This window comes from Bradyrhizobium nitroreducens, from assembly GCF_002776695.1.
GTDB lineage: Bacteria > Pseudomonadota > Alphaproteobacteria > Rhizobiales > Xanthobacteraceae > Bradyrhizobium > Bradyrhizobium nitroreducens.
In genome coordinates this window covers 1,206,757-1,227,493 of record NZ_LFJC01000003.1, presented here as the reverse complement: position 1 = coordinate 1,227,493, position 20,737 = coordinate 1,206,757, and the positions used below count along the sequence as shown (strand labels likewise).

At 60.8% G+C, this 20,737-nt stretch carries 18 protein-coding genes; all 18 read left to right on the top strand.

What is annotated here, in order from left to right; genetic code table 11:
- Positions 1-472 precede the first annotated feature (472 nt).
- The 18 genes from TSA1_RS06165 to rlxS all read left to right on the top strand — a co-directional run bounded on the left by TSA1_RS06165 (position 473) and on the right by rlxS (position 20,577).
- Positions 473-1,087 carry an NADPH-dependent FMN reductase gene (locus TSA1_RS06165; protein WP_210421882.1) on the top strand — a complete coding sequence of 205 codons (615 nt, stop codon included), beginning with the start codon at positions 473-475 and terminating at the stop codon, positions 1,085-1,087.
- Positions 1,088-1,134: 47 nt separating this feature from the next.
- Entirely contained in the window at positions 1,135-2,370 is a 1,236-nt protein-coding gene (locus tag TSA1_RS06160) for an MFS transporter (RefSeq protein WP_100175567.1), read from the top strand.
- Between the two features lie 43 nt (positions 2,371-2,413).
- Positions 2,414-3,664 carry an acyl-CoA dehydrogenase family protein gene (locus TSA1_RS06155; protein ID WP_100175566.1) on the top strand — a complete coding sequence of 417 codons (1,251 nt, stop codon included), beginning with the start codon at positions 2,414-2,416 and terminating at the stop codon, positions 3,662-3,664.
- 17 nt (positions 3,665-3,681) lie between these two features.
- Entirely contained in the window at positions 3,682-4,752 is a 1,071-nt protein-coding gene (locus TSA1_RS06150; RefSeq protein WP_145984273.1) for an alpha/beta hydrolase, read from the top strand.
- 599 nt (positions 4,753-5,351) lie between these two features.
- On the top strand, positions 5,352-5,603 hold the full coding sequence (locus TSA1_RS06140; RefSeq protein WP_100175563.1) for a helix-turn-helix domain-containing protein: 252 nt from the start codon (positions 5,352-5,354) through the stop codon (positions 5,601-5,603).
- A 261-nt stretch (positions 5,604-5,864) separates the two neighbouring features.
- On the top strand, positions 5,865-6,857 hold the full coding sequence (locus TSA1_RS06135) for a SphA family protein (RefSeq protein ID WP_100175562.1): 993 nt from the start codon (positions 5,865-5,867) through the stop codon (positions 6,855-6,857).
- A 265-nt stretch (positions 6,858-7,122) separates the two neighbouring features.
- Positions 7,123-7,848: an autoinducer binding domain-containing protein gene (locus TSA1_RS06130; RefSeq protein WP_100175561.1), complete on the top strand. Its 726-nt coding sequence runs from the start codon at positions 7,123-7,125 to the stop codon at positions 7,846-7,848.
- Between the two features lie 371 nt (positions 7,849-8,219).
- Entirely contained in the window at positions 8,220-8,858 is a 639-nt protein-coding gene (locus TSA1_RS06125) for an acyl-homoserine-lactone synthase (protein ID WP_245448131.1), read from the top strand.
- Between the two features lie 44 nt (positions 8,859-8,902).
- A complete protein-coding gene (locus tag TSA1_RS06120) occupies positions 8,903-9,430 on the top strand; it encodes a cysteine hydrolase family protein (protein WP_100175560.1) in 528 nt (175 codons plus the stop codon).
- 620 nt (positions 9,431-10,050) lie between these two features.
- Positions 10,051-11,019 carry an ArdC family protein gene (locus TSA1_RS06115; protein WP_100175559.1) on the top strand — a complete coding sequence of 323 codons (969 nt, stop codon included), beginning with the start codon at positions 10,051-10,053 and terminating at the stop codon, positions 11,017-11,019.
- Positions 11,020-11,136: 117 nt separating this feature from the next.
- Positions 11,137-12,873 (top strand): ParB/RepB/Spo0J family partition protein, encoded by a 1,737-nt coding sequence (locus TSA1_RS06110; protein ID WP_100175558.1) that lies wholly within the window; start codon positions 11,137-11,139, stop codon positions 12,871-12,873.
- Between the two features lie 165 nt (positions 12,874-13,038).
- Entirely contained in the window at positions 13,039-13,191 is a 153-nt protein-coding gene (locus tag TSA1_RS39270; RefSeq protein WP_161497189.1) for a hypothetical protein, read from the top strand.
- 1,103 nt (positions 13,192-14,294) lie between these two features.
- Entirely contained in the window at positions 14,295-14,618 is a 324-nt protein-coding gene (locus TSA1_RS06100; protein ID WP_100175557.1) for a DUF736 domain-containing protein, read from the top strand.
- 100 nt (positions 14,619-14,718) lie between these two features.
- Positions 14,719-15,534: a DUF2285 domain-containing protein gene (locus tag TSA1_RS06095; protein ID WP_161497188.1), complete on the top strand. Its 816-nt coding sequence runs from the start codon at positions 14,719-14,721 to the stop codon at positions 15,532-15,534.
- Positions 15,535-15,683: 149 nt separating this feature from the next.
- Positions 15,684-15,905: a helix-turn-helix domain-containing protein gene (locus TSA1_RS06090; RefSeq protein ID WP_100175555.1), complete on the top strand. Its 222-nt coding sequence runs from the start codon at positions 15,684-15,686 to the stop codon at positions 15,903-15,905.
- Entirely contained in the window at positions 15,895-16,434 is a 540-nt protein-coding gene (locus TSA1_RS06085) for a S26 family signal peptidase (RefSeq protein ID WP_161497187.1), read from the top strand. Before TSA1_RS06090 ends, TSA1_RS06085 begins: the two co-directional genes overlap by 11 nt.
- Before the next feature lie 422 nt (positions 16,435-16,856).
- Positions 16,857-17,870: a class I SAM-dependent methyltransferase gene (locus TSA1_RS06080; protein ID WP_100175553.1), complete on the top strand. Its 1,014-nt coding sequence runs from the start codon at positions 16,857-16,859 to the stop codon at positions 17,868-17,870.
- 736 nt (positions 17,871-18,606) lie between these two features.
- Positions 18,607-20,577: a relaxase/mobilization nuclease RlxS gene (gene rlxS / locus TSA1_RS06075; RefSeq protein WP_100175552.1), complete on the top strand. Its 1,971-nt coding sequence runs from the start codon at positions 18,607-18,609 to the stop codon at positions 20,575-20,577.
- Positions 20,578-20,737 lie beyond the last annotated feature (160 nt).

The following is a 20,737-nucleotide window of genomic DNA, read 5'->3' as shown; positions in this document are numbered from 1 at the left end:
CGTCGCTCGGCGTTACTCCTTATCGCTATGTTGTTGGATTGCCGGTCAACGTGCAAAGCGTCTCCTGGCCGGTCGCGCAACAGCCTCGCCGGTGCGCGGCAGTGCGGGTTTGCGCATCAATCGCATTTCACGAACACTGTCCGTTGGCTGGCTGGATCCTCGCCCGATGCATATCGGCGCAACGGGCTGACAAATCGTCCTTTCAGGCTGACCGACGATCATGCCGCATTGCGACATGCAATCTATGTCAGTTTTTTGCAAGCCGGGCCAGTTTGTGCAGGCTGCGCCGTCCCGCGCCCTCCTAGATTGAATTCCGCAAAGCGCATCGCAATAGCGATGCAGAATTCTTGGGAGAGACGCGTATGGCATTGTCCAATGCTGAGCGAGGGCGGTCCTACGCTCAACTGCGGTTCCGTTCGTTCCGGCTGATCGCTCCTTCAAGCGCAGACGCGCGGGGGAAGGGGCAACTGCGATGATGGACGCAACGCCACTGATCGTCGGATTAGGCGGAACGCTTCGCTCCGGGTCGACCTCGGAGAGGGCGCTTCGCCTCGCTTTGGTTGAAGCCGAGCGTCTTGGTGCGGCAACTAAAATATTCGCCGGTCCCTTGCTCAACCTTCCTCCGTACGATCCGGTCGAACGCGATCCGCGGGCGGAACCCATGGTCGATGCGCTACGCGCGGCGGACGGGATCATTATTGCCACTCCAAGTTACCATGGTTCGATGTCTGGCCTCCTCAAGAACGCGCTCGACTACGCGGAGGATCTTCGAGCAGACGTCCGAAGCTACTTAACCGGTCGTGCCGTCGCTGCCATCGTCTGCGCAGATGGAGTTCAGGCCATGGGATCGACGTTAGCCACCACACGCAGCATCGTCCACGCACTTCGCGGCTGGCCGACGCCATTCTCCGCGGTGATCAACTCAACCCAGCGGCCATTCTCGGTCGACGGTGCGTGCGGCGATCCGCTCGTCGCTAAACAGCTCGCGTTGGTGGCCGAGCAGGTCGTTGAGTTCGCACGGATGCGCCATCTGTACGAAAGGGACGACATACATCCAGAGAAGGCAAAAGCTGTAGCCGCAAGCTGAGCGCAAAACGCGGTTGAACAATAAGCCGACGCGATTGGGAGGGAGCCATGAACAAACCCCGTATTTTTAGCTATGAGAACCTCGTCGTTCTCCTGATGGGAGCCGCATTCGGTTTCGTATTCTTCGATCGTCTGGCGCTGAACTTCCTCGCACCCTTTTTCGTTCCCGAGCTGAATTTGAACAACAGCCAAGTGGGATTGCTTGCAGCTGGCTTGGCTCTAACCTGGGCATTATCAGGCTATGCCGTTGGTCGCCTTTCCGACTATCTGCAAAACAGGAAGCCGCTGCTGGTTTGCGCGATCGTGATCTTCTCGGTGTGCTCGGTGGGGTCCGGCCTTGCGAATTCGTTCCTGGCGTTGCTCGCAGCCCGTCTCGTCATGGGTCTGGCCGAAGGGCCGGTGCTGCCAATTGCGCAATCGATCATGGCCGCAGAATCCTCGGAACACCGCCGCGGTTTCAATCAGGGTGTTGTGCAAAACTTTCTAAGTTCATTGCTCAGCAGTTTCGCGGCGCCTCTTGCGCTGGTCGCCATCGGGGAAAGCTATGGTTGGCGCAATGCCTTTTATGTCGCTGCTGTGCCCGGGCTTGTCGTGGCTGCGCTGATTGGGATGTTCATCCGTGAGCCATCGTCGGTGACGCAGAGATTCTCGCGCGATCGGATCCGGCTCACCACGATGCTGAAGCACCGGAATATTTGGGTTTGCGCGATCGTGAGCTGCCTTATGGTGCCGTGGCTGCTGGTCCAGGTCACGTTCCTTCCACTTTACCTGGTGCAGACTCGTGGTCTCTCGCCGGCTGCCATGAGTATCGCGCTGGCCGCGATTGGAATTGCAACGGCGGCGTCATCGATTGTCGTCCCCGCGCTGTCTGATCGCTTCGGCCGCCGGCCGGTGCTCTCACTGTTTGCCTTTGTTGGCGCGATCGCACCTGCTGCGACCGTCACGTTCGAAGGGCCGCTTCCCCTGATGGTCGTAACCCTCGGTATCGGCTATTTCGCAGCCGGGACGTTCTCGTTGTTCATGGCGACTGTTCCGTCGGAGACGATTCCGCCGGCCTATGCCGCAAGTGCGCTCGGCTTCATCATGGGGATCGGCGAACTTGTGGGAGGCGTCGCCGGGCCGGCTCTCGCTGGAATCGCTGCCGACGCGCTGGGACCTTCGAGCCCGATGTGGATCGCGGCGGCGTTGTGTACCGCTGCAGGTCTCGTTTGTCTGATGCTGCAAGAGACGGCGCCGCGGGTACTTGATCGCACCAAACGTGTGATTGCGGGATCGGCTGCCTGAGCTCAGCGGTACGTTCCCAGGAGAGAAAGTTCAGGAGATTTCGATGAAAGTACAGGCTGTGCGGCAAGCTCTACCTATTCCAGAACCTGAGCTGACGCCTCAGGACCTGATCAATCGCGCCATCGCCATGCGGGACATCCTGCGCGAGTCCCAAGACAAGACGGACGAGCGCGGCTATTTTTCCGACGAGATCCAGCAAAAATTTGTAGAGGCGGGATTTTACCGCATCCTGCAGCCAAAAATGTTTGGCGGCTATGAGTTCGATTATGAAACGTTCTTCAGGGTGATGGTTGAAATTTCCCGCGGTCACCCTGCTGCAGGATGGTGCCTTACGTTGGCGGCTTCGCATGCGCCAGTCATTGCGTCGCATTGGTCAGAGGCAGCTCAAATCGAGATTTTCGGCCCCTCGGGACATTTCGCGGCCCCTCATCGGGCTGTACCCGGCGGAACCTGTGTGCCGGTCGAAGGTGGATACATCATCAATGGCGTGTGGGCTTATTCGTCGGGAATCCCACATAGCACCCACTTCTTGGGTACGACACTGCTTCAGACGTCGTTCCCGCCGAGAATGCTGCACTTTGTAGTGCCGCGCGGGCAGTACACCATTCTGGATGATTGGGGCGGAGACCGAACGTTGGGAATGCGCGGTTCGGGATCGAACGGGGTCAAATTGGACAACGTGTTCGTTCCTGAACACATGACCGCTTTCTTCGATGCGCTGGGAGTGAAGCAGGACCTGCGCGACGGCACATCAGGCACAAGGCTCCATGATAATCCGATGTATCTTGGGATCCTCATGGGACCATATCATGCAGCCTTGACGACCCCTGTTATCGGAGCTGCGCGTGCAGCACTGGATGAGTATCGTGATATCCTGCTGTCGCAAAACACGATGGTCCCACCGATCGTCAAGCGTGCGTTTGAAACTGATTTTCAAGTGTCCTACGGACGCGCGATCGCGCTGACTGACGCTGCCGAAGGCGTTCTGATGGAAGCCCTGCGCAAACACATGGGCTATTGCCAACGCTGGGCCAAGACTGGGGTGCAATCGACGCCCGAGGAGAACTTCCGTCTCTGGGGAATGCTGCAGACTGGTGCTCGGCTCGCGTGTGATGCCGTTGAGCTTCTGTTTCAAACGGCTGGCTCGACCGCAGCCCGCAAGGGGTCGAGGATGGCGCGGTACTTGGGTGATGCTCAGATGTATCGTGGGCACGCATCATCTCAATATCTGACCTTCGCGAAATATATCGGGCGGAGCAATCTTGGATTGCCGGCGGGCATGTTTGACCTTTGAGAATTGGGAGATGATGCGTGAGTCAAGTTAGGTCGAAATCGGCACCGTTGGTCCTGGCGGATCAGGGCTTCTTCTGGACCGGCATTCATCGCCGACAGACTGCGAGTGGCACGGTCGCCTCAGGACAGATGTTTGTCCAATACCAGATTCCGGAACCCGTGCTGCATCCATATCCAATCGTGATGGTGCATGGAGGTGGCGGGCAAGGGTTGGACTTCCTCGGCACCGCAGACGGGCGTCCTGGATGGGCGACCTATTTTCTGAGACAGGGCTACGCTGTGTACGTGGTCGATCGGCCGGGCCACGGGCGCTCGCCCCTGCATCCAGAGGCGTTGGGTCCGATGACACCCCCCTTCAGCTATGAATTTGCCATGGCGCTATTTACGGCGCCTGGCCGGCAGCCGAATGCCTGGCCGAGTGCTCAGAAGCATGATCAATGGCCGGGAACAGGTGTGATCGGGGATCCGGCATTTGATCAGTTTGTTGCGAGTCAGGGACCGTTTCTCGGCAGCCTGGCGCAGACGCAGTTGCTGATGCAGCTAGCCGGAGCTGAGCTGCTGGACCGCATCGGCCCGGCCATTCTATTGACCCACTCCATGGGAGCTCCCTTTGGCTGGGTCGTGGCGGATGCTCGTCCAAACCTCGTGAAGGGGATAGTTGCCGTCGAACCGCTGGGCCCTCCGTTTACGACGCTGCCGATGGGACTAGGTGATCTTTCCTATGGGCTTACTGCGATCCCGCTAACCTTTGAGCCGCCAATCACAAGTCCAACTGAGATTGGCCGTGAAGTGCGCAAGGCTCCGAAGCTCGGGCTCGCCGACTGCTATGTGCAGCGAGAACCAGCGAGAAAGCTGCCGAACTTGGCATCGATTCCCCTCGCTATTGTAACCTCCGAAACGTCGGCTTGGTCCATGCACGACCATGCCACAGTGGATTTTCTGAATCAGGCCGGCGCGAGAGCCGTGCACCTGAGGCTCGAGGATCACGGGCTGCGCGGCAATGGTCATCTGATGATGCAGGAGAAGAATAGCGACGCGATCGCGGCTTTTCTTGCGAATTGGATTTCAGAGCACGTGGAACTGCATTGACCGTGCGTTTTGGGGGAGGTCGTCGTCACCGACGTGAAGGTCAGTTGGAGGCCGACGGTTTGTGTCAGTTTCCCGCAAATCAGTCCCGTTTGTGCAGGCCAAGCCTGCCGGCTTTGCCCACCTTCATCGAACAATGCCAAACGAAATGGCGGCGTCGAGGGGGGAGATAGCGCATGGCACCGAACCCGCGAGAGCCTCGTTGTCGATATCGAATACATCGGCCTACGGCGCTCCTCGTTGTGCTGGAGCTCGTGCTCGTGCTCGCGGATGAGTTGAAGGCACGGATCGCCGCACAAATCCGCACCTATGGCTCCGCCGCCCACGTGCCGAGCGCGATGTTCCATGTCGATAAGATCGCATGCACCCTAGGGGGGGAAGAACAGGAGCTACCGGTCCGCAAGCCGCTGCTCGCACTCCTATTGGCAAAGTGGCTAGTCCGGGCTCCATTGCCAATCGGGCGAACTTGAAAGTCTTCATAAGCTTCGGGGAACGCTGCACCTGCCATCGGGACATAAGGCGGGAATGGCGCTACCGCACTGAAGGTCTGGGGCCGGAGATGATGAAGTCGCCGAGCGCTCGTTTGAGGGAGACTCTTGCCGATGTTGTTGATCGCGCGTCAGATCAAAGCGGCGCGCGCGCTCCTTGGCTGGGAGCAGTATGATCTCGCGAACCGATCAGGAGTGGCCATCTCGACCATCCGCCGGCTCGAAGGATTCAAGGACAGGCCGCTCTGTGCCCATATCGAGACCCTCACAAAGATTCGCCGTGCCTTCGAAGCAGCCGGAATCGAGTTTCTAGAAAATCCCGGGCCAGGAGTGAGGCTTTGTGCACAGCCGATGATCGATCCCTGAGATCGACTTGATGTCAGTCGTACGGGCTCAGCCGATATGCGCGGCCGCTGCTGTGAGTAAAAAGAAGTCTGAGGAACCATTACTTGTATCTGAAATACAAACTTGTGATATTACTGTAACTACTTGAAATAAATAAGTAATATGCGGCGCGATCTATTGCTGAAATGCCCTTTTTGTACTGCTCTTGCTCCCGCAGTCCACACGCCGAACTGACGAACAGTCCGGCTCAAAACGGACGCTTTGAAAACGTGGGAGGGAATAATGAAGTTGCTCAACTTGGCCTTTGTGGCCGGAGTGCTGACATTGTCGGCTGCGACGGCGGCGAACGCGTATGAGTTCGGCTCACCCGGCTGGGCTCAAAAGCCCGGGCTCGTTATCGGCGCTGCCGCCGCGGCGCCGCCGCCCGGGCTCTACGGCTTCGAGCAAGTGTTCAGCTATCAGTCGAAAATAGTTGGTCCTGGGGCACCGGCGAATCCCGGCGGAGCGGCCACCGGCCTTAAAGCCGACGTCTTCGCGCAGGGTTTACTCTGGGTGCCGGGTTGGAATTTTCTCGGCGCATCTTACGACGTCGTGGCGGTGCTGCCGTTCATTTCCGCTAGCATCGGTTCTCCATTGAATGCCAATCCCTCAGGCATGCACAACATGTTCCTGGCGAACGAACTGAGCTGGAGACTCGGCGACAGCGGGTTCTTTGTAAAGGCCGGCCTCGGCATGTATGTGCCCACGGGCACTCTGCAGGGACCGAGCGGCCTCGCGAATATCGGAGAGCCGTGGTGGACGTTCCAACCGAACCTGGTTGTCTCTTACCTGAAAGACGGATGGAATCTTACGGTCAACGTGTTCGACGAGATTAACACGGCGAACTCTCGGACGAACTATCGCAGCGGGGACGTGCTCCATGCGGAATTCACGGCAACGAAGACCATAGGGAAGTGGACGTTTGGGCCGGTTGCATATTATGCCGGACAGATCACGAATGACCGGTCGAGCGCGTTCTATGGCGGTGCTATCAACGTCAACCGCTACGACATCTGGGCCGCCGGCGGCACGATCGGGTACGACTTCGGTCCGGCGAGCATCACGGTCTGGGGCACACAAGAGCTATCGTCGACCGCCTCCGGTGGTACGGCTGGTCCTCCGGGCATCGACACGGCCACGATCACCAGGGGATTCTCCGTGTTCGCTCAGTTGAACTACCGCATCTGGGGGCCCGACACCTCCAGTTCTCCAGCGAATTCCCGCTTTCACAAATAGCCAATTGCTTCAACAGAGGGCGTCGCTCCTTGACGCCCTCGTCACGTGGGTCGAGTTCATGGGCGAACGATATCGGACGCCGGCATCAAAACCGAAATCGTAGCTTTCGATCTCCGAATTCTCCAATTGGTCAAGCATCTGATGGCTAGGAGCCAAGTCGTATTCTGGAGCAAATGAACCGGCACCATTTCACCACGAAGTTTCGCCAGGTTGGCCGCAATCGAACCGATGAAGGCGATGCGGCCAGCGCAGGGGATTCGTCACGATGAAGCGGCTGGATCGCGCGTTTCAGGACTTCGTGGATTCGATCGAGCTGGCGCATAACGACGTTGAGTTTGAGCGTACAGCGGCGCGCACGACATTGCGCCTCGGCTTCCGCTGGTTTGCCTATTTGAGGATCGCCGACGGGACACCGCGGCTGATCTCCTCGTACCCGAGGTCGTGGTCAAGCCGGTATTTCGATCTGCGCTACCAGCAGCTCGACCCGGTAATTCGTAGGGCCCGGCTCGACCATGACCTGTTTGGCTGGACGGGCGGCGCGATGGTGCGGGCCGGCACGAAAGATCAGCGCACTTTCTTCGAAGAGGCAGTCTCCTTTGGCATTCGCAGCGGCGTGACGATACCGATCCGTGGCGGTTTTGGTCGGATGGCGGCATTTACGCTGGCCAGCGATGAGGATCGTTTGCATCCCGATCGCCTGATTGCAACCTCCGGGCACATATTGCGTCTGATCGGATTGCACTTCCACACGCATTTGGCGGCGCGGCAGTTGACAGCAGATGTGCCGCCGGTCAGCCCGGTCCTCGGACAGCGCGAACGGCAATGCCTCGCCTGGGCTGCTCGAGGCAAGACGGTCTCGGAAAGCGCGCTGCTGTTGGGAATCTCGCCCCGAACCGTCGCCTTTCACCTGGAGAATGCAAAGCGCAAGCTGGATGCAACATCGATTGCGCAATGCGTCGCGGAAGCCATTCGTCGTCGCCTCTTGACCTAAATCGATGCATCTGCGTGCGGCGATGCTTAAGAGGCTGGGTGGCCAACTGCCTCATACGGCCAGGACCTGGAACAGGCTGCGCAGATGCGTGCGAGCGAGCCCTCCAGCTGGCACCTCCAGAGACTTGCAGATCAGATTTGAAGCGGCTCTAGGGAAGGCGCCTTTGCGCTGTGGGCCGCGGGCGAATCAGCCGTGGCGTTCGGCTGAGGGTACACAAAGACAGTTCGCATTGGCTGGCTCCGCACCAAGATGTAACTAGATTAAACTGCTTCTAATTTCGGGTCTATCGTGCGGACCTGTTAAAAAGCACAGGCGCTGCAAATCCCCAATTCTGCTGTGGTGATCTCTCGTCGATTCAACCGGAGGTCACCGTGCTTGCAACCGCTTTGAACCATCACGCATTCGGACAGCATGTCGATCTGCTTGCCGACATGTATCGGCTGCGCAGGCATATCTTCAAGGATCGGCTTGATTGGTCGGTCGCGGTTTCCGGCGACATGGAAGTAGATCTCTTCGATGCGCTCGCACCTACCTATCTTCTGTTGCTGGCTGACGATGGCGCTGTGGTGGGCAGTGTGAGGCTGTTGCCGACGCTCGGACCAACGATGCTCGCAGACACGTTTCCGTTCTTGCTTGGCGATGGTCCAGTGCCGCGAAGTGACAAGGTCCTCGAAAGCTCGCGCTTCTGTGTGGATACAAAGCGAGCCTCCCAATTGGCGGGAAATGGCATCAATCGCGCAACCATCATGTTGTTTGCAGCCATGATCGAATATCTTAGAGCGCAAAATGCAGACAGCATCGTGACAGTGACAGACGTTCGAATGGAGAGGATCCTGCGCCGGGCGGGATGGCCCCTCGAGCGGCTAGGCGCGCCATGCCGTGTCGGACAAACCAAAGCTCTCGCAGGATATCTTCATGCCTCCGACGCGGCCCTTCACGCGCTCTACCAAGCCGCCGGCGTTCCTGGGCAGGTTTTGATTCCGGTCACCTCTATTCCTGCCGCAGCGTGACGTTTTGCGGTCGGAGCTTTCCGGATACGGCCGGAGGGTGATACATGCTGGCAGATCCAAGGCAGAGCGTCGTCGCCATCTTGAATCCTGATTGGGCGAGCGCCGGCGCTCGGGAGGAAGATGCCTTTAGGGTGAATTTGTTGCTTCTGGAGGCGGGATGTCGACTATTGGGCGTCACCCCGCTAGTCGTTGGCGATTGCAAGCTGCAAACATCGGCCACGGGTACGCCGCAGGTCCTTCAAATGGTCCCGCTTGATGGATTCCCTCTGTGGAAGGACGAGCGGTTCGTCGAACGGATGACGCGAGACGACCTACGCTATCTGTATCTCGCGGGCGCCTGGCTCGAGGAGGATGTGCTTATTGCAGCTCTGGAGGGCGCCGCTCGGGGCTACGATATACGCCTCCTGTCAGATCTGTCGGCCGCGAGGCGCGAAGCGGAACGGAAGCCGATGTTCGACCGTCTGGTGGCCCATGGCATGCTTGTGACGACTGTTCGCCAGACTTTGCTCGAGTGGGCTATTTGCCTCGGCGATAGCGGCCTGATCGAGGAAATCCGGAAATTTCTGAAATAGGATGCAGCAGCGAAATTCGGTGTCTTTACTCGTCGGTCGCCGAGATCTCATTCCATGCTTGGAAGTCCTCTCCACGATCATCCGCCAAGCACTCCTCGAATGGCACGCGTCTCTGGAGGATCAAGCGGTCAGACCGAGGATTTGGGATGCTTGCCAAATGGCGCCTCCCGCAAGCTGCCGCTTGCGGGCCGGGCTCTCGTGAACCGAGCCCGCTTTGCGGTCTCGGCCTCGCGGCTTCGATCCCTGGCGCAAACACGCCGCGCACGGATCCTGGCGTCCACGTGTCGTGTACGTCGTTGATCGCGCACGAGTGTCTCGATGATGTCCCGGAGATCGTTTGAGACGATGCTTTGAGGAGCCGGCCGCAGGCGGCCGGCGCTTTTGATGAGCCCCCGGAAGGCGGGGTGGGCGGCGCTCCCGCATAGCCCCGAACCGGCGGTCCGCAACCGCACCTCGCCGGGGCTCTCTTGAGTCGCTCGTGTGCTTGGCGCGGTCCTCCGCTAACGCTCCGGCCGTTCCGGTGCGGTCCGCCTCTCGCGTTCGGGGCTTTCCGGTCGCTCTTCGCCGCCCACCCCGCCTTTCGGGGGCAGGGCGCGGAAGAGGAGCGAGCGGAGATCGTCATGTCCGACAGTTCAACACACCATCGAGCCGCCAAGCCGAAGGCAAGTCTCTATGAAGAAATCACCGCCCGCGTCGTTGCGGATCTGGAGGCGGGCATCTTCCCGTGGGCCCGGCCTTGGGGCACTGGTGGCGGCAGTCAGGCTTTCGCCCTGCCCAGAAATGCAGCCACGGGCAAAACCTATTCGGGGATCAACGTCCTGATCCTGTGGGGACGGCTGTTCGAGTGCAGCTTCGCCTCGTCGCGCTGGCTCACCTTTCGCCAAGCCGCAAGCCTCGGCGGGTCAGTGCGCAAGGGAGAGCACGGCGTCACCGTCTGCTATGCCGATCGCTTCATTCCGAAACGCGAGCAGGGGGAGGCGGGGCGCTCTCCTCAAGGCGGACAGGAAGCGGACGGGGCGGCCATTCCATTCCTGCGGCGCTACACCGTCTTCAATGTCGATCAGTGCGACAACCTGCCGGATTACTGCCTCGTCGAAGCGCCGGCCTTGCCTGGGCGCGAGATCGTGCCGCAGGCCGAAGCGCTCACTGTTGCAACGCGCGCCAATATTCGCATCGGTGGCGCAAAGGCCTTCTACTCGCCATCGGAGGACGCCGTCCACGTTCCGCCACAGCCCGCCTTCTACGAGCAGATCAACTATTACCGAACGCTGTTTCACGAGCTTGGGCATTGGACCGGCCACTCCTCGCGGTTGAACAGAGATCAACCAGGCTCATTCGGCTCAAAGCTCTACGCCAACGAGGAACTGATCGCCGAATTGACCGCAGCCTTCGTCTGCGCCGCTCTGGCGATCGAGCCCACTGTCCGCCATGCCGATTATCTCGGCTCATGGCTCAAGGTCCTTCGGGAAGATAGCCGCGCAATCTTCCGCGCCGCCAGCAAGGCCTCCAAGGCTGCCGACTTTCTGCTTGCCTTCGCAGAAGCCGGCGAGCCCTACGCAACTGCGAGACAGCCCGAAATTGGTCGGTAGCAAGAGGTCGAAGGTGGCGCCCGCCTTCGCTCGCCCCGTGAACGGCCTCTCGAACGTCGGGCTCTTCGACGAGGCCGTCCGCAATTGACGAGCCCACACTCAAGAAGGACTATAGACATGGAACTGCGCAACATCGCTCTTTGCAATCTCAGAATCGCAAATGTCAACGTCAGGCACGGCCGGAAGGCCCCCGATATCTCCGACATCCTGCCATCGGTCCGCGCGCGTGGCGTGCTTCAGCCTTTGCTGGTCCGCCCCCAGGGCGATGCATTCGAGATCGTTGCCGGCCGACGTCGCTACTTTGCCGCAAGCAAGGTCGCGGAGGAGCAGGGATTGCCAACCGAAGATGTCCTGCTGCCATGCGCGGTTACGGACCCGGGAAGCGATGCCGATGCTCTGGAAGCCTCCCTGATCGAGAACGTCGCACGCGCCCCCATGGACGAACTTCAGGAATATGAAGCGTTCGCCAAGCTGTTGAAGCAGGGAAAGAGCGTCGCGGACATTGCCCAAACGTTCGGGCAGACCGAACGCTACATCATACAGCGCCTTGCGCTCGCAAATCTGAACGGCGCCATCAAGGAGGCCTACCGGAGCGGTGATATCGAGCCGGAGGAACTGCAACTGCTCGCCAGCGCCACACGCAGCCAGCAAAAGGACTGGGTCGCGGCGTTTGAAGCGGAAAATGGTCCGGATGGCGATGTTGATGGAGCCCCAAGGGGCCACCAGTTGAAGCAATGGCTGTTCGGGAGCGAGCAGATCGCGACCACCGCTGCGCTGTTTCCGCTCGAAGCCTACAAGGGCGAGATCGTCACCGATCTTTTCGGCGACGCCAGCTATTTTGCAGATAGCGCAGGTTTCTGGACGTTGCAGAACGCTGCCATTGCCGGCTTGAGAGACGACCGCGTGGCCAAAGGCTGGAAGGTCACCGTGCTCGACAAGGGCACGCGCTTTCCGTCATGGCAATATGACGAGGTCCCGTTGGAGGACGGCGGCGAAGCCTTCATCGAGGTCCGCAACAATGGCGAGGTGGAGGTTCACGAAGGCTATCGACCTTACGGGGAGACTTACAGCGCGGCCAAGGCAGGGGAGACCGACGGCGCGCCGCAAGCTGCACGACCCGAACTCACCAAGGCCGCCGAGAACTATCTTGCCCTGCACCGGCATGCGCTCGTCCGTGCGGAGCTGCTGGCTCACCCCGACATTGCCCTGCGCCTGGCCGTCGCCCACATGATCGGAAGTTCACAGCTCTGGAGCGTCAAGCCTGACCCGCAGCGAGCGGACAAGGAGACGACCAGACAAAGCGTAGCAACAAGCCCCGCCCAATCGGCCCTCAATTCCGAGCGGGATGCCGTGCTTGAGCTCTTGCAGGTCGCGAAGAGCTATTACGGGACCGTCACGCGCGGCAACGGCGATGGGTTTACGGCAGTCAGCCTGTTTGCCAGATTGCTGGCGCTGCCCGACGAGGCCGTGCTGCGGATCATGACCCTTGTCATGGCCGAGACCTTGGCGGCCGGCTCGATCCTCAACGAGGCCGCAGGGCTCGCGATCAAGCCGGACGTGACGCGGTGGTGGAAGCTGGACGACGTCTTCCTCGACCTCCTCAAGGATCGGACTGCGATCAATGCATTGCTGTCCGAGATCGCAGGCAAGGCTGTCGCGGACGCCAACGTGTCCGAGCCCGGCAAGGTGCAGAAAAAGATCATCCACGACTGCCTGAACGGCGAGGGAAGGGAGCGCGCGGAGGGCTTCGTGCCACGCTACATGACCTTCCCGATCGGCCATTACGATCCGAACAAGACCCTCGAAATCGCCCGGGTGTCGGAGAATATTAACGCTCTGTTTACCTCAATTTAGGCCTGACGATTCGGGCGCGGAACGCCCTCCCGCGCCCGAATTTTGCGGCGTCCGAGTCGCATCTGAGTCAATCCGGTGAACAGCAAATTCCGGGAATCGAGAACGGGACGACTCATCCTATAGCTCGATCAAATTGAGGGCAGTGCACGCATCATGGAGTTCGCGATGATGAACCCGTTCAAGCTGTTTCCCGAGCCGCAAGCGGTAAGGCTCAGCCGGATCTGTATCGCGCAGGTCGTCGTTTGCGCTTCGGCACTGACCTCCAACGCCATCCTGCTTTCGAAGATCGTGCCGACACTGATCAACGGATTCAACTGATCGCCGGTAGGTGACAATGGCGCGCCGCCCTTAGAAGGGGCAATCCAAAAACAAAAGCCGGACCGTTCCACGCGATACCGCGCTCAACGATCCGGCCTTGTTAGGTGGTTCAAACCACTCTCGGCCAGGGCGCCTAGTCGACCTCACATCAAGCTCAACGCTGCGTTGGCCCCGCGCTCCTTGGGACTGAAAGCGGGGTAGGTGAAGACCTACTTCTTTTTCTTCGCGGTTTTTTTCGCGGTGGTCTTCTTCGCCTTCTTCGGCGCGGTCTTCTTCGCCTTCTTCGCTTTCTTGGCCATGTGCCCTCCGTCAATGCATGAAGCTAAAGGTGCAGACCGGGAATCGGCATGCACAAAATGATCGTAACATCGAACATGCGAGATTGACATCACGGCACGTAGCCAGGCGTGTTGCGCCTTCGAGTCGCGCCTCTCTTCGCCATCAAGCAGCAATGAGGGGCGGCCCGGTCCCCGCGAGCAGCTCCGATGTGCCGATGAGCGTTAGTCCGCCGGCATCACAGATCAGTGCAAATACGCTGTCATCGTTCTGGCTGGAGGCCCCGCCGAGACGGGGAGAGAGAGCCTGCCTCAGCGCCAAGTCAGCCCGCTGCCAGCGAAAGGCTCACATAGTCCTTGCGGCTGTCCTCTCCGCGGCGGATCCAGCCCGACCGATCTCAGCGCCTTGGGTGAAGACGCGGAAATCGGGATGGGTCTCGGCGGCTCCTGCCGCGGGTTCGGATGGTGGAGATGTGGACCGGCAGCAAGACCGTCACGTCTTCCCATTGTGGCTGGGGATCATCCTGTGCCGCCCGATCGGGCGGGGCTTGTCCTCTTCTGTTGTCGGCGGGGCCGATCCCCTCATGCGTGGCGAAGAGACCTATGGGAAGCGCTCCGCCTGTCAAAACCTTCCCCGCCAGCTTTTTTCCCCGCCGGACGAAAGGTCCGGCTCCTCGCGGCCGCTTCGCTTTCAAAAAAGCCGTCAGCTCAGGTGCTCCGCATGCGCTGCGCCCCGAAGACGGGTTCGAAGGCGTTTCGCATCCCATCACGGTCTCGCCATCGCGAGGGGATCGGCTCCTCGCGGGAACAACAGAAGAGGACAAGACCATGACCGCGATCGGATACGTCACCAAGAACGACAACGGCAGCTACAAGGGCCAGCTCAAGACCGTCTCTATCCGGGCCGATATCGACATCATCCCGAACCGCGACAAGACCGCCGAGGCCCATCCCGACTTCCGCGTCTTCACCCAAGGCGTCGAGATCGGGGCAGGCTGGATCCGCCGCGGAGAGAACAGCCGGAAGGACTATGTGAGCCTGTCGCTGGCAGCGCCTGAGTTCGGCCCGCGCAAGCTCTACGCCAATCTCGGCCGTGCCGCCGGCCAGGACGACGACAGCGTGTTCGCACTGATCTGGAATCCCGCAGACTGATGTTAATCGGCCCCCGCGAGAGCTGCTCGCGGGGGCCGTGCTCTTGCCCCATTTGGACAGAACCATCCAAAGTTGTATCAATGGACTGGAGGGGCGCCTATTGAACCGTTCGGTGAGTTCCAAGCAAGGCCAAGACAGCGATCACGCCGCTTGCTGCTCGACCGCGGGTTATGATGGCGGTGACTGGGCGTGGGAGTTCTTGCGGCGGAACGCCGGCTATGTCGCCGACTGGCGAAGCAGCGTACCTCAGCATTTGCCGTGCATCACCCTGAACGATGGCACGAAGCTGCTGCGGCTCAGGCGGCGGTTTCTGCAAGCAGAGAAGTGGGGGCTTTATGCCTTCGCCAATCCAGGACTCTGCGCTCACAACGCAACTGCATTCTGGCATGCCAATGCTTTGAAGCGGGTCGTGCACCTGAATGCGAAGCAGCCAAACGGGGGCGAAGGGAACGTCCGGCGGCTCGCTGATTTCAACGGTGAGCGGCATGCGGTGATCGGCGTGGACGGCGTCCCGCTGGTCGTCCTGAAGCGCAATGGCGTCCGTGTTCCCCTCGAAATTCACGGCCTTGCGGTGCTGACGGCGGCGTTCACGCCCGTCTACGAGCTGCGCGATCTCGACGATCTCACAGCCCAGGCCGAGCTTTTGAGGCGTCTGCAGCGCTTCACCGACGCCGACTCTACAGCGGTTCAAAAACCGTCCTTTGCTGCCGACGAGCGCCTCCAGCAGGCTCTCATCGCGCTCGACGAGAGCCTGAAAGGCAAGACGTATCGACAGATCGCAATTGCGATCTTCGGGGAGAAGAAAGTCACTGAGGAATGGCGCAGTCATAGTCAATTTTTGCGCGATCGCACGCGACGCTTGGTCGCCAAGGGCACCGAGTTGATGAAGGGTGGTTACCGCGACCTTTTGGCCTGATCGAATTTTTTCCTTCTCCTTTGACGAACTTTGCCCGCGCGGGATGGCGAAAGCTCGCGCGCCATTTTCGCCACTCCACAAAGCCCTCAGATCTGACGACGCTTCTTCTTACACCTCTTGGTTGTACGAGGTGTGGGAAGGAAAGCTGAATGACGACGAAAGCTGACGATAAGGAGCCGGACAGGCCGTTCTTCAATACGGTGGAGGCGGCCGCCTGGCTCAGGCTCACCAAGAACACGCTGGAGAAGATGCGGGTCCAGGGCAGGGGACCAGCCTACCGCAAGCACGGACGCTATGTCCGCTATCACATCGAAGACCTCGTCGAATGGTCGCATGCGAGCAAGAGGAGGTCGACCTCCGATGCTGATTAAACGCACGAGACTTTGGCGCCAGGCCTCAACGCTCTCGGCCATGTGCGCCGGCATCATCTCGCTCCTGATGTCGTCCGCCCCCGCGGTTCCGGTGCTGATCTATAACGCTACCGGCAGCGCACCCCTCGGCTTCTACTATCTGGAGCCCCGGCTGCCAGCGCGCGGCGAGCTCGCCGTCTTCAAGCCGCCTCCCGCGATCGAACTTTTAATCGTCGCCTACCAAATTCTCCCGACGCCGGTCCCTCTATTGAAGCAGGTCGAGGCCATCGGCGGCGACGAAATTTGCCGCGCCAAGGAGCCGACCGGGACCATTGCGATCAACGGAAAGGTCGTCGCCGAAGTACTGGAGAAGGACAGGGAAGGGCGACCTCTGCCGATCTGGGAAGGCTGCCTGAGGCTCGTGGAGGGGGAATATTTCCTGCTGCAGCCCCATCCGAATTCCTTTGACTCGCGGTACTTCGGGCCGGTGCTTCGCTGCGATATCCTGGGCGTCGCACGTCCGCTCTGGACATGGAATCCGGATATGTGAGCGGTTGGTTTTACGGGCGCGCGTCTGAAACAATGGCGCGCGCCATTTCTTGCTCGGCTCGAGCCCATTCGGCTGCACCCGCGTCGGGCCTGTTGGGTAAGGTCTCCCAGCACAGGGCCTATCAAACCTCCACGACGAGCGACCGGATCGAGACGCTGATAGTCACGTCCTCGATTTCGCTAGCTCGCACGCGGGTTGGCACGCGTAAGCCGCTTTTCTCTTGAATGGGGGACTTGAGGGGCGCTGCCCCGTCACCCCCGCAAGACCTTCTTTCGTCCTCCGGCGCAGCAAGTCGGTCGCACGTCGCAGCTCACGCTGCTCGGTGCAACCGCGTTGCGCACCATCGGATGCACGCCGGCAAAGCCGGCGCCGAAACAAGCTCTCGCCCCCCGAAACCCCGGTCTCGCCGACGGGCAGGCGGCATGGCGAAGGCCATGCGCGCCGCGCCGATCAAACGCCCAGCAAGGGCCGACAAGCGAGACATCACGATGGCAAAATTGACGAAGGCGGAGGCCAAGGCACATGCCGAGGCCGTCGAACTGCTCAAGAAGGACGTCCTGACTTACGACGAGCGTGTGTTTGTGCTCGACAATTGGCACGAGGGCGCAAGCCACATCAACGGATCGGCGGGGGCATTCTTTACCCCTAGCGGCCTTGCCGGAGACTTCGCGATTGATGCTTACGGCGGCCGAACCGTCGACCTTTGCGCCGGAATTGGCGCACTCGCATTCCACGTCTATTGGAGGGCCCACTACGCGCGGGGCCGCGACGAGCCACAGAAAGAGATCGTCTGTATCGAGCGTAATCCTGCCTATGTCGAGGTTGGGTGCAAGGTGCTGCCGGAAGCGAAATGGATTTGTGCTGATGTGTTCGATCTGGACTTGCCAGGCCTCGGACATTTCGGCTGCGCGATCGCAAATCCCCCGTTCGGAGCCCCCCCCCGGATCGGAAGCGGACCGCGCTACACCGGGCGGTCTTTCGAGTTTCACGTGATCGATATCGCTTCCGATATTGCGGACTATGGCGCGTTCATCGTCCCCCAGGCGTCTGCGCCGTTCCAATATAGCGGCGTGCAGTGCTACCGCGAACGCAAGAGCGCGGACTATCTCAAGTTCACCGAGCAGACCGGAATTCAGCTCGAAGCGGGCTGCGGCGTAGACTGTTCTTACTATCGTGACGAGTGGAAAGGCATCGCGCCCAATGTCGAAATCGTCTGCGCCAACTTCGAGGAAATCCCTCGCAACAAGGTTCGATCTTCAGCCGAGCCTGAGGCCGAGCTGCGCGCTCTCTGGAGCAAAAACGGCGTTCCGGTAGAGCGGCAGGAGGCGATAATTCGCGAGGTCGAGGCCAAAGCAAGGGCCGGAATTCGGTTTGAAGAACGCCCCCTCCAGGCGGACTTGTTCACTGATCTTGGACCTTCTGCACCCAAGCGCTGACCGTCTTTGCGACTAATTTCGTCTCGCAAATTGCCCGAGCGAGCCAGGCTACCAAGCCTGGTTCACTCGGTCGGCCTCCGCGCGGCTGATGAACTTCCGCGCTCGTCGGACAGCCCAAAGGCCCGTTGTAGAGCGCAGCCATTTTTCATTCATCGTGTACCACCTTTGGCCTGTAAGCGTCCGGCGGCTGCACACCGGGTAGCTCGTGATATCAGCCGTCAGTTTCCAGGTTCGTGGGCGCCCCATGGCGGACATTCGGTGTGCATTCGAAACGCTGCAACCCGATCACGACGTTGAGACTTTCGAGTTTGCTACTAACGGATCTTCGCTCACGGGGGCAAGAATTCGCGGTGCTGATGGCAATAGGGGCGATGCCTTCGGCCCGCGCTCTACTCGTCGCTTCGCTCCTCACCGAGCCACCCTACGGGTGTCTCGGCCCTTCGGGTAACGATCGCTATCGCGAGCGCGCGCAAACGGTGGGGCTTCGCAAGTCAACTGCCAAGTCGCGGCGGCTCTTTCGCTAAAAAAGCAAAAAGCGGGAGGGCAAGATAAAAGCACTGGCGCTACGGAGCGCCTAAGCCGTTGTCTGCACATCCAAGAGTTAGCGCCACCGCACGCTGCGATGTCGGCAGTTAGGGCCCAAGGCAATGCTATCGTTTGTTGATTACCTCTACGTCTTGGCAAACGGTCGTCCGATTCACATATCCGCGGCCTTCGCTAGCGGAGAGGCCGGATCATGCACGGCGTCGATGACGACGAATTCGAAGTCAAGCTCGGCCGGATCGGCAATCGCAAAGCCAGGAAAGCAACCAGCTATTTGCGGCGCGTGCGCCAGGCGGCAGACAAGGCCGGCGTCAGTTCGCGCCGAGCGTCAAACTTCTCCGGTGGCCGGATCGGTCGGGGGCACGCGCAAGGCACGGTGCTGGCCGGGGCGGCGAGAGCTAAGGGTCAGCGCCGGGTCGTGATCAAGGCTCGCATCGTGCGCATTAAGTCTGGCAACGCCGGCGCCGTTCGGGCCCATCTGCGTTATGTGCAGCGCGACGGCGTCACACGGGACGGCGAGCCGGGCGAGCTCTACGATGCCGCAGGCGATCGGGCCGACGGCAAGGCCTTCACGGAACGGAGCGAGGGAGATCGCCACCAGTTCCGGTTCATTGTGGCGCCGGAGGATAGCGCGGAACTCTCCGACCTGAAGCCCTTCGTCCGCGACCTGATGCGACAGATGGAGACTGACCTCGGCACCAGGCTCGACTGGGTCGCAGCTGATCATTTCAACACCGGCCATCCGCACACCCACATCGTCCTTCGTGGAAGGGATGACCAAGGGCAGGACCTCGTGATCGCACGCGATTATATCTCTCACGGCCTGCGGGCGCGGGCCGCCGATCTGATCACGCGGGAGCTCGGTCCAGAGACGGAGATCGAGGCCATGCGCAAGCTCCAGCAGGAGGTGACGGCCGAGCGGTTCACGCGCCTTGACCGGGCCATCGTGCGCGATGCGCCGGATGGCGCCCTTGAACTCAGCGCGACGCCGGCAAGAGATCCAGCCTGGCTGGCCGCTCGGATGGGGCGGCTACGAGCGCTCGAGCGGATGGGACTTGCGGAAGAAACCGGCCCCGGCCAGTGGCGGATCGATGCCGCCCTCGAGGCAAAGCTCAGACGCATGGGCGAGCGGGGCGATATCATCAAGACCATGCACCGCGAGCTTGCCGCGGCTGGACTGTCGCGGGCCCCTGGCGGCTACGCGATCTTCGATCCAGGACAGAGCAGCCAACGGCTGGTCGGGCGTGTCGTCGGTGAGGGGTTTGCGGACGAACTGAGGGAGCGCCGCTATGTGGTCGTGGATGGCATCGATGGGCGGACGCACTATGCGGAGATCGGCAGCCTCTCCAATCAGGATGAGCCACCGGTCCGGAACACGATTGTCGAGCTCAGCTCTCGCGCCGCGGAGCCGCGCCAGATCGATCGAACCATCGCGGCGATCGCCGCCGCCAATGACGGACGTTACAGCGACCACCTTCATCGCCGGTTCGACCCGCAGGCCTCAAGCGAATATGTCGCATCCCATGTGCGGCGTCTGGAATCGATGCGGCAGGAGGGCATGGTCAGCAGGCTCAGTGACGGGAGCTGGGCGGTGGGCGACGATCACCTTGATCGGGCGCTGCAGTATGAGAGCCGCCAGCGCGCCCGCCATCCTGTGCGGCTTGCCGTGCTGTCATGGCAGAGGCTTGAGGATCTCCCGCAGGCGGTGGGCGCGACCTGGCTCGATCGTCAGCTTGTCGCCAAGACGCACGAGGCGCTGGGGCCGAGCGGAATGGGTGCTGAGGTCGAGGCCGCGATGCGGGCGAGACGGCAATGGCTGATCGAGCAGGGGCTTGCGCGCGAGCAGGATGGGCAGGTGCGCTATGCGCGGGATTTGCTGCGGACCCTTGAGGCGCGTGAACTCGGACGGGCAGCCGCAGATATTGCGGCGCGAACGGGACTTGAGCATCTCGACGCCAAGGCCGGCGACAATATCGCGGGTGTCTACCGGCGCATGCTGACGCTGAACAGCGGCCGCTATGCGCTGATCGAGCGGTCCCATGACTTCACGCTGGTGCCCTGGCGGCCGGTGCTGGAGAGAGCGCGCGGGCAGTCGGTCACCGGCAGCGTGGGCGGCGAGGGCATATCCTGGTCGATCGGCATCAAGCGCGGGATCGGGCGCTAAGGGGCTGGCTACCGGCCGGAGCCAGCTCATTTCTTCGGCGAGGCGGTTCGCGCAAAGCTCTCACAATCGCGCGCAACGCGCTGAAACTCTTGATGGTTAACTATCTTCTCGAGAATAGTATAACTCGCGGTAGAGGCCTCCGCGCCCGCGGACCGGCGGC